Raw genomic sequence first — 9,011 nt, forward strand, 5'->3', positions numbered from 1 at the left:
CAAAACAACTCATATGAAATTTAAATATTTATTCCTATACACGATTGGAATTATGCTCACTTCTTCGCTGTCTTATGCTAAACCGCCATGCAACGTAGAAGCTTTTCAAGCTATTGATATAACTCCGGAAGTAAAAGGCGGTGTTTTAGATAAAGAGAGTGGTCAATTTCTTATTACCGAAAAACCAATGATGCGTTGCGCGAACATCACGTTTTCAACAGCCCACACTCGAAATCGCGTTGCACATATGATGAACCAAGGCTTTGAAGCGGTTTACTATGATGGAAATACAAGCAAATCTCACTCAGTAACGTTTGATGAAGACGATTTAAAAGCGGGTTACGTCAAGATTGGGCCAAATCACCCAAAGACCGCTTATGTCTGTTTCACTACTTCTGAAACTCCTATCAATACTATCTCGTGTGACATCAAGTAATAAATTTACTCGCTCTAAAAAATGAAAAGGCCCTACATTTCTGTAGAGCCTTCCTCTCAATATGTGTCGATGAAGAGCCATATTCTAACTTCAGGCGAACCCCATTTGGTTCGATACTATTGAAGTCTAAAATTACTAGCACTAAAAACGACGAAAGCCTGCTCATTGAGCAGGCTTTCTAAAAGTGGTCGGTGAAGAGGGATTCGAACCCCCGACCCTCTGGTCCCAAACCAGATGCGCTACCAAGCTGCGCTATTCACCGAGATGTTTAACTGAGGAATTGTCCCCGTCAACGAATGCGTATATTACGGATTCTGAACTGTGGCGCAAGTGCTTTTTACAAAAAAACCTTAGGTCTTAATTCGTTTGATGAATAACTGAACACTAGCACGTAAAATGTGACTGATAACTCACAACAAAATACAGTTCATTAACCTTAGCAACATAATTGATCCAGATCAGTGTGCAACAAGACACCGCCATTTAGTTTATTCCTGTCGGGAACATCTTGGAGGAAACGTATGGACTTTTGGCTTGATCTCCTATTTGGTAATGCAGTGGGTCTATCGTCAATGATAGTAATTTTTGGGGCAATTGGTCTGATGTTATTTTACGGCGGTTTCTTCATATACAAGATCATGAACGACAAATCTCCTCACTAGATCTCGCTTAGCTCTAGAAACGCTTTGCACCGGAGTCGGTTACTTGCCTACTCCGGTTTTTTATTTGATCTCAATGCACCACTCATTGATATAATCCTATTATTCTTCCCTGTTCTTAATGAGATTACTGCTATGTCTCACGACGACGATTTTGATCTATTTCAACAGATGATGGGCGATGTAAAGCCAATCACTCAAGACACCACCGAACACAAAAAAGTACACCAAGTAACAGAAGCACAGCTCGCAAAACGCGAAGCAGCAATCTGGTTAACGGAAGATGACCCAGAATACCTATCACTTGATCACGCTGAAATGCTCAAGCCAGAGGACTTTGTTGAGTTCAAACGTGATGGTGTACAGGACGGGGTTTACCGCAAACTTCGCCTTGGTAAGTATCCAATCCAAGCTCGCTTGGATTTGCACCGTAAAACATTGAAAGAAGCACGTGATGAAGTCGTGACGTTTTTAAAGCAATGCCTATCAATGGACATTAGAACGGTCGTTATCGTCCATGGTCGAGGAGAACGCTCAAATCCACCTGCAATGATGAAAAGCTTTGTTAGCAGTTGGCTACGACAAATAAAGGAAGTCCAATGCGTCCATAGTGCGCAACGCTTTCACGGTGGAACTGGAGCCGTTTACGTCCTACTTAGAAAAAGTGCGGAAAAGAAATTAGAAACCCGCGAACGTCACCAAAAACGGTTAGGCTAAATTTCACCCTAATGCTAGAATGCCCGCCCTTATTCTTCCTTCCCCTTAAAGGAAGGGAGCTTCATTCGCCGTTGTGAAACGTTAGGAGACAAAAATGTCACAAGACAACGCTAAACGATTAAATAAATTCATCAGTGAAACGGGGTTTTGCTCACGCCGTGAAGCAGACAGACTAATTGAGCAAGGCCGTGTCACCATTAATGGCAACAAACCTGAAATGGGGACAAAAGTGCTACCTGGTGATGATGTTTGTGTGGATGGTAAGCCAGTGGCAGCAAAAGAGAAGCCGATTTATATCGCTCTCAATAAACCAACAGGCATCACCTGTACAACTGAGAGAGACGTCCCTGGAAACATCGTTGATTTCATCGGCCACCAAAAACGTATCTTTCCGATCGGCCGCTTAGACAAACCCTCTGATGGTCTGATCTTTTTGACCAACGATGGCGACATCGTGAACAAAATCCTTCGCGCAGGCAACAGCCACGAAAAAGAGTACGTCGTACGCGTGGACAAGCCAATTACAGGCGAGTTTCTCAAACAGATGTCGAGTGGCGTTAAGATTCTCGACACAGTCACCCTACCTTGTAAGGTAACAAAAGAGACTAAATTCTCTTTCCGTATTGTGCTCACTCAAGGACTTAACCGTCAGATCCGTCGCATGTGTGAAGCGCTGGGCTATGAAGTATTCAAGCTGCGTCGCGTTCGCATCATGAATATCTCTCTTGATGGTATTCCGAATGGAAAATGGCGTTATCTAAGTGACGAAGAAGTGGCAGAGATCCTAGCAATGTGTGAAGGCTCGGTAGGTACAGAAGAAGCATCAAAAACAGACTCTAGAGGTCGCAACATTCGTAAAGCGACCGACGCGAAGCTGTTTGATAGCCGTGAAGAAAACCAAGATTCTACTGCTCGTCGTAACCAGAAGACACGAACTTTCCGCGGTAACAATGCTGATGAATTCCGTCATGCACCAAACTCGAAAAAAGGTCAACAAAAGCGTCGTCAGCGTGATGATGAAGGCGGACGTCCAGCTAAAGAACATTACAAAGCGAAATCACAAGGTGAACGCAGCAGACCGCAAGGCGAGCATGGTAAATCGCACCGTAAACCAGATGCATCGAGCAATACGCATTCAGCAAACAAGCCTCAATCACTGAGTAAGCCTAAGCAGCATTACATGAACCCAAATGCCGCGAAACCAAGCAAACCAGCTAAACGCACTGGTGGTACATTGAGTCTGAAGAAGTAACGCTTCACTGACAGGCAAGATCAAAAAAGGACGCTCATGAGCGTCCTTTTTATTTGTCATGAGTTTACAAACAAAGAGGTGCAAACTGACCACGAGTTAAGCTCAGCAAATCTCTCGGGGCTAACTCAATTTCTAAACCACGTTTACCAGCACTCACACAGATTTTGTCTTGCTCTGCTGCGCTTTCGTGCAAAAAAGTAGGTAAGGCTTTCTTCTGCCCTAGTGGGCTAATTCCACCAACGACATAACCTGTGGTCTTTTGGGCGATTTCCGGATCAGCCATATCGGCCTTTTTGCCCTTCGCTGCTTTCGCCGCCAGTTTTAGGTTCAGCTTTTGATCAACAGGGATAATCGCAACCGCAAGGTTCTTTGGCTCCCCGTTCAAGCAGAACAGCAAGGTTTTAAATACTGTTTTCGGATCCTGCCCCAGTACTTCAGCAGCCTCCAAGCCATAACTATCGGCTCTAGGGTCATGCTCATACTGATGAATCGTGTGTGGAATTTTTTTCTTTTTCGCAAGATTAATGGCCGGAGTCATCAAGATTCTCCTCATAAAAACAAAAAGCGCAGATTGAATTGGATCTGCGCTTTTAGTTAATGATATCAGCGAGTTTGAGTCAATCGCTTTTTCTCTGTTGGGTTACTGATCAATCGCCGTATCAACTAAATACGTGATTTCACCTGAAGGGGCATACTCATTAACATCAATAGGGCTATGTGTTTCTAAATAATCCTTCAAAACCTCAGCATCGGTAAAACCTGTATTTACATACCCTGGATGATCGTCGATTTTAGGGTAACCATCTCCACCAGCAGCATTATAGCTTGGTACGGTAAAGCGGTAATTACCATCTAAGCGAAGTTGCTTATTACCAATGAACACATTGGTTACCTCACCATTATTGATACTCATCGCAATGCCGGCAAACTGCGCGTAAGCTCCAGAGTCGACAGGTTTAGTTGCAACGACATTTAGGTAATCCAATACTTCTTTGCCCGTCATATCAACGTAAGAGACCATATTGCCAAATGGCTGAACAGTCAGCACATCTTTGTAGGTAATCTCACCTGCTGCAATCGAATCGCGAACGCCGCCAGAATTCATTACGGCGAAATCTGCTTTCGCACGTTCCATGTGAGCCGTTGCAATTAATCGACCTAAGTTTGTTTGCTGGTAACGAACCACATTGCGGTCACCCTCAAGCTTACCGTTAGATTCTGCAATCTTCACGTTTAGTTTGCCCTGACCTTTTTCTTGATAAGGACGAAGAAACTCAAGCATCATTTCGTCTTGTTTAATCTCATCTTGGATCAAGACTCGTTGCGACTGACCATCAACTTTAACTTTCTTTTTCAAGTTTACAGGGATTAGATCGTAGCTCACCATCGAGAGTTCGCCATTACGAAACTCGTAATCGGCGCGTCCCACATATTTCCCCCACTCATGTGCCTGAACAATAAAGGTACCATTTTGTTTATCGGGCTGACATTCATCACCTGGTTTAAAGTTCTTTTTGATAACGTTTGGACCTTCCATGCACACAGGTTCTTGTGAGTGTCCTCCAACGATCATGTCGAGATCGCCGTCATTCAAATAACGAGCTAACGCCACATCGCCAGGAGCATTGATGCCTCTATTACCATTTTCATAGTGTCCCATATGCGTGACAGCAAAAATCAGATCTGGATACTCTGTCTCTTTCAGTTCTGCAATCAACTTCTTGGCTTCTTCTTTTGGGTCACGGAAGTCAATTTGTTCAATGAATTCAGGGTTGCCAAGTTTCGCTGTGTCTTCGGTTGTAAGGCCAATGACCGCAATTTTAATGCCCTGCTTTTTAAACATCGCGTATGGTTGGAATAAACGCTTGCCAGTATTTTTATCGTAAATATTGGCAGACAACATCGGAAAGTTTGCCCACTCTTGCTGCTTGAATAGCACATCCAATGGATTATCAAACTCATGATTACCTAGAGCCATCGCATCGTAACCAATTTTGCTCATGCCTTTAAAATCCGGCTCGGCATCTTGTAAATCAGACTCAGGTACTCCTGTGTTGATGTCACCACCAGAAAGCAATAACACGCTCCCCCCCTCAGCCTGTATTTCTTCGCGCAAATCATCGATTAACGTTTTACGCGCCGCCATGCCATATTCACCGTATCGATTTTGCCAAAAGCGACCATGATGATCGTTAGTGTGCAATACGGTCAATTTATAGGTTGTATCGGCATTCCATTCTGGTACAGGTTGCGTAGCACACCCAGCTAACGAGGCCAAGATAGCGGCACTCAAAACAGTTTTGATCATCAGACGCTGATTCATTTATTTACCTTTTTCTTATTGGGATTACTGACGCACATTTTAAGCATTGGATCTATTTGAAAACCACGTGCACCCTAACACATTGATTTAATAATTATGATGCATTGTTTAGCAATAACAAATTCATCAGTAACAAGTTTGAGAATTTACAGTTTTTCAGATAAAAAAATAGCCAACATCGGTTGGCTATAGTATTTGTTACCACCAGTCATCTGGCGTTTACTTGATATCTATATCTGCAAAGCTCTTGATCAGATCATCAAGCGATTTCATTTGTGCTAAGAATGGCTCTAACTTGTCTAGAGGCAGTGCAGATGGGCCATCACAACGCGCTTGGTCTGGGTTTGGGTGCGCTTCGATAAATAGACCTGCGATGCCTGTCGCTAGACCCGCTTTAGCAAGCTCAACTGTCTGCTCACGACGGCCGCCAGATGCTGCGCCTGATGGGTCACGCATTTGTAGTGAGTGCGTTACGTCAAAGATGATTGGGCTACCTTTCGAAGCATTTTTCATCACACCAAAACCAAGCATGTCTACAACTAGGTTATCGTAACCGTGGCAAGAACCGCGCTCACATAGGATGATCTTGTCGTTACCGCATTCTGCGAACTTCTCAACGATGTTACCCACTTGACCAGGGCTCATAAATTGAGGTTTCTTCACGTTGATAACCGCACCTGTTTTAGCCATAGCTTCAACAAGGTCAGTTTGACGAGCTAGGAATGCAGGAAGCTGAATAACGTCTACCACGTCAGCGACAGGTTGAGCTTGTGCTTCAGTGTGAACGTCCGTGATGATCTTTACACCAAAAGTGTCTTTCAGCTCCTGAAAGATTTTCATACCTTCTTCCAGACCTGGACCACGGTATGAATGAACAGAACTGCGGTTTGCTTTGTCAAACGACGCCTTAAATACGTAAGGAATACCAAGTTTTTCCGTTACTTTTACGTAGTGCTCACAGATCTGCATCGCAAGATCACGAGACTCAAGAACGTTCATACCTGCAAATAGGGTGAATGGCTTGTCGTTAGCAACCTGAATGTCGCCGATATTAACGATTTTCTGTTCCATTTTGATTCTCTTTTTCTGTCCACGATACGCCACAGTTCGGCACATCGATAAAATTAGTGAAGTGTGACGTGCGTTTCACTCATCACATTAACTTGTGATTTTAGTAGCTCAGAAGCCGGATCGTCAGGGCATTGGTCAATAAAGTACTGAAAATCTGATACCGCTACTTGAGGGCACTCTAGCTGTTGGAAAATAAAACCACGGTCACGAATTTCGTATGGATCATCTGGCACAAACGTTAGAGCAAGATTCGTACAACGTAATGCCAGCGTATAATGCTCTTCGCGCAACATCGCACTTTTAATCAATGCCAACCAGCGACCAATAATTGTTGGGTTGTCAGCTTCCTCAAAATGTTCAGGCTTTAGCTGAGCTAGCGGTCCTTCCTGGCCAATAAGCCAAGCTTGAAGAATCCTTTCACCTACATACTCACCATTAAATGGATTGATGTAGTCTGGCTTCTTATGCATCCAGTCGACTTTTAACAGGAACTGAGTAGGGAAAGTAACTCCCTTCAACGGGAACCCCAGCTTTTTGCCTAGGTATAACAAAATCGAACCTAAGCTCACAGGAATACCTTTTCTGCGCTCCAACACTTTATCGATGAAGCTGTTGTCCGAAATAAAGTATTCCTGCTCGTCGCCTTTGAATCCCCACTCGTGGAAAAACAGTCGTAGGAATGCATCAAATCGTTGCTCTTCATCGGTTTCATGAACAAGCGTGGCTTCTGCATCTTTGTAAAGACGCTCTAACTCTTGTTTCGCCCAATGTACTTTGGTTTCTGGGTTAATCGCTTTGTTGAGCTCAAGCGCACCTTCCACCAACGGTATATTGTCAAAATCTTCGTCAAAAAACTCTAACATGACGTCTTATCCAAATAACGTAGGGCTCTTAGACACAGCAATGTTTGCAGCCATGACCAACCAACCTAATGCGCCGAAAAAGCCAAATATCTTCAGTAGGTTGTTTTTCGCAAGTTTCAATGAGAAGAATCCAAGCGCAATGTACGCCAGTACGCAGGTGATTTTGTTTGTTAACCACGGTGCGGCATCGGTAAACGGGATGAAACCAGTAATGAAAATAAGCGCGATACCTGACACTAGCAATGCAGTATCAACGATGTGGGGAAACACTTTCAAAAAGCGATTATTTCGCTTCGGTGAGTTCATCATCATTAACACGAATCGGATCGATAGTAGCGTCGCGCTGAGAGCGATCGTCACTAAGTGTATGTGTTTTAGAGCTACGTACATTTTTCTTCTCTTTTTAGTTAGTGTTTGCTGACTTCCATGATTAACTGGCCAGACAACCAAGTGTTACTCGATCGTTACCGCCATAATCTTTTTCCGTAGCGACCTGTTGGTAACCAAAGCCACGCATTATCTCACGCACCGCCTCACCTTGATCATAACCATGTTCAAATGCCAGCCAACCGCCCACTTCAAGATACTGACGAGCAAGATCCGAGATATGACGAATATCAGCTAAGCCATTCTCTTTAGCAACTAATGCAGATTTTGGCTCAAAGCGCACATCGCCTTGGGATAAATGTGGATCTTTTTCATCAATATATGGCGGGTTGGAGACAATTAAAGCAAACTTCGTACCTTCTGTAATAGGCTCAAACCAACTGCCTTGAGCAAAGGTCACATTTTTGATGTTTAGCTGCTCAGCATTGTACTCTGCAAGTGCTTTCGCTTCTTGCTTAAGGTCTACGCCCATCACTTGACGCTTTGGCATTTCAGATGCAAGCGCGATGGCGATAGCTCCCGTCCCCGTTCCAAGATCTAAAATAGGCCCAGTTTGCTCGTAGGTCTTATCGAGTGCAACTTCGACCAAACGTTCTGTATCCGGTCTAGGTATCAGGGTAGAAGGAGAAACTTTAAACGGTAAAGACCAAAACTCTCGCTCACCAATAATATAAGCGACGGGTTCACCAGTTAAACGTCGTTCAAGTAGAGCATCAAACTGAGATTTTTGCTCTGCTTCTAACGCTTTTTCTGGCCAGGTCAGCAGGTAAGTTCGTGGTTTGCCAAGGACATGGCAAAGGAGTACAGCTGCATCGAGAGAAGGCGACTCTTTGCCGCCTTCTGCCAGTTTCGCCGTCGCACTTTTCAGTGCTTGCTCAATCGATTGAACTTGGCTCATCGATTAGCCGTTCTCTGCGAGCGCCGCAAGTTGGTCTGCTTGGTGCTCTTGAATCACAGGATCAATCAAGCTCTGCAGGTCACCTTCCATCACTTCGTTCAAACGATAGATGGTCAGGTTGATACGGTGATCAGACACACGACCTTGTGGGTAGTTGTATGTACGAATACGGTCACTACGGTCACCAGAACCTAGAAGGTTACGACGTGTATCAGACACTTCTGCGGCACGACGCTCTTCTTCCGCTTGAACGATACGAGCAGCAAGAACCGCCATTGCTTTCGCTTTGTTCTTGTGCTGTGAACGCTCATCCTGACACTCTACTACCGTACCCGTTGGTAAGTGGGTAATACGAATTGCAGAATCCGTGGTGTTAACGTGCTGACCACCCGCGCCAGATGCACG

At 44.3% G+C, this 9,011-nt stretch carries 11 protein-coding genes and 1 tRNA gene; 4 read left to right on the forward strand and 8 right to left on the reverse strand.

The window, feature by feature from the left end; genetic code table 11:
- The first annotated feature begins 52 nt into the window (after positions 1–52).
- Positions 53–436, forward strand: a complete 384-nt coding sequence (locus tag R7070_RS22205; RefSeq protein ID WP_005384085.1) for a hypothetical protein — start codon at positions 53–55, stop codon at positions 434–436.
- A 185-nt stretch (positions 437–621) separates the two neighbouring features.
- Here the strand turns inward: R7070_RS22205 and R7070_RS22210 are convergent.
- Positions 622–698, reverse strand: a tRNA-Pro gene (locus R7070_RS22210).
- A 259-nt stretch (positions 699–957) separates the two neighbouring features.
- Here R7070_RS22210 and R7070_RS22215 point away from each other — a divergent pair.
- The 3 genes from R7070_RS22215 to rluF all read left to right on the forward strand — a co-directional run bounded on the left by R7070_RS22215 (position 958) and on the right by rluF (position 3,064).
- On the forward strand, positions 958–1,098 hold the full coding sequence (locus tag R7070_RS22215) for a DUF3149 domain-containing protein (protein ID WP_005382236.1): 141 nt from the start codon (positions 958–960) through the stop codon (positions 1,096–1,098).
- A 132-nt stretch (positions 1,099–1,230) separates the two neighbouring features.
- Positions 1,231–1,812 carry a DNA endonuclease SmrA gene (smrA, locus tag R7070_RS22220; protein ID WP_005382233.1) on the forward strand — a complete coding sequence of 194 codons (582 nt, stop codon included), beginning with the start codon at positions 1,231–1,233 and terminating at the stop codon, positions 1,810–1,812.
- A gap of 94 nt (positions 1,813–1,906) precedes the next feature.
- Entirely contained in the window at positions 1,907–3,064 is a 1,158-nt protein-coding gene (gene rluF / locus R7070_RS22225; RefSeq protein ID WP_017634839.1) for a 23S rRNA pseudouridine(2604) synthase RluF, read from the forward strand.
- Positions 3,065–3,128: 64 nt separating this feature from the next.
- Here the strand turns inward: rluF and ybaK are convergent, their stop codons facing one another.
- The 7 genes from ybaK to R7070_RS22260 all read right to left on the reverse strand — a co-directional run.
- On the reverse strand, positions 3,129–3,602 hold the full coding sequence (gene ybaK / locus R7070_RS22230) for a Cys-tRNA(Pro) deacylase (RefSeq protein ID WP_005384092.1): 474 nt from the start codon (positions 3,600–3,602) through the stop codon (positions 3,129–3,131).
- Between the two features lie 102 nt (positions 3,603–3,704).
- Positions 3,705–5,387 (reverse strand): bifunctional UDP-sugar hydrolase/5'-nucleotidase UshA, encoded by a 1,683-nt coding sequence (gene ushA, locus R7070_RS22235; protein ID WP_017819985.1) that lies wholly within the window; start codon positions 5,385–5,387, stop codon positions 3,705–3,707.
- Positions 5,388–5,606: 219 nt separating this feature from the next.
- Complete coding sequence (kdsA, locus tag R7070_RS22240) at positions 5,607–6,458, reverse strand: 3-deoxy-8-phosphooctulonate synthase (protein ID WP_005384095.1); 852 nt, start codon at positions 6,456–6,458, stop codon at positions 5,607–5,609.
- 53 nt (positions 6,459–6,511) lie between these two features.
- Positions 6,512–7,321, reverse strand: coding sequence for a SirB1 family protein (locus R7070_RS22245; RefSeq protein ID WP_005384098.1), 810 nt, complete (start codon positions 7,319–7,321; stop codon positions 6,512–6,514).
- Positions 7,322–7,327: 6 nt separating this feature from the next.
- Positions 7,328–7,711, reverse strand: coding sequence for a SirB2 family protein (locus R7070_RS22250; protein ID WP_005382225.1), 384 nt, complete (start codon positions 7,709–7,711; stop codon positions 7,328–7,330).
- Positions 7,712–7,751: 40 nt separating this feature from the next.
- Complete coding sequence (gene prmC, locus R7070_RS22255; RefSeq protein ID WP_017634841.1) at positions 7,752–8,606, reverse strand: peptide chain release factor N(5)-glutamine methyltransferase; 855 nt, start codon at positions 8,604–8,606, stop codon at positions 7,752–7,754.
- Between the two features lie 3 nt (positions 8,607–8,609).
- A partial coding sequence (locus R7070_RS22260) for a peptide chain release factor-like protein (RefSeq protein WP_318141302.1) occupies positions 8,610–9,011 on the reverse strand: 402 nt, incomplete at its 5' end.

Source organism: Vibrio sp. 1557 (assembly GCF_033340175.1).
In the GTDB taxonomy this organism is placed as follows: Bacteria; Pseudomonadota; Gammaproteobacteria; order Enterobacterales; family Vibrionaceae; genus Vibrio; species Vibrio alginolyticus.

Excerpts from the sequence above, each read along its gene's own strand:
- R7070_RS22215 (WP_005382236.1), top strand. The coding sequence starts at position 958 with ATGGACTTTTGGCTTGATCTCCTATTTGGTAATGCAGTGGGTCTATCG.
- ushA (WP_017819985.1), bottom strand. The coding sequence starts at position 5,387 with ATGAATCAGCGTCTGATGATCAAAACTGTTTTGAGTGCCGCTATCTTG.
- R7070_RS22205 (WP_005384085.1), top strand. The coding sequence starts at position 53 with ATGCTCACTTCTTCGCTGTCTTATGCTAAACCGCCATGCAACGTAGAA.
- kdsA (WP_005384095.1), bottom strand. The coding sequence starts at position 6,458 with ATGGAACAGAAAATCGTTAATATCGGCGACATTCAGGTTGCTAACGAC.
- R7070_RS22250 (WP_005382225.1), bottom strand. The coding sequence starts at position 7,711 with ATGTACGTAGCTCTAAAACACATACACTTAGTGACGATCGCTCTCAGC.
- prmC (WP_017634841.1), bottom strand. The coding sequence starts at position 8,606 with ATGAGCCAAGTTCAATCGATTGAGCAAGCACTGAAAAGTGCGACGGCG.
- rluF (WP_017634839.1), top strand. The coding sequence starts at position 1,907 with ATGTCACAAGACAACGCTAAACGATTAAATAAATTCATCAGTGAAACG.
- ybaK (WP_005384092.1), bottom strand. The coding sequence starts at position 3,602 with ATGACTCCGGCCATTAATCTTGCGAAAAAGAAAAAAATTCCACACACG.
- R7070_RS22245 (WP_005384098.1), bottom strand. The coding sequence starts at position 7,321 with ATGTTAGAGTTTTTTGACGAAGATTTTGACAATATACCGTTGGTGGAA.
- smrA (WP_005382233.1), top strand. The coding sequence starts at position 1,231 with ATGTCTCACGACGACGATTTTGATCTATTTCAACAGATGATGGGCGAT.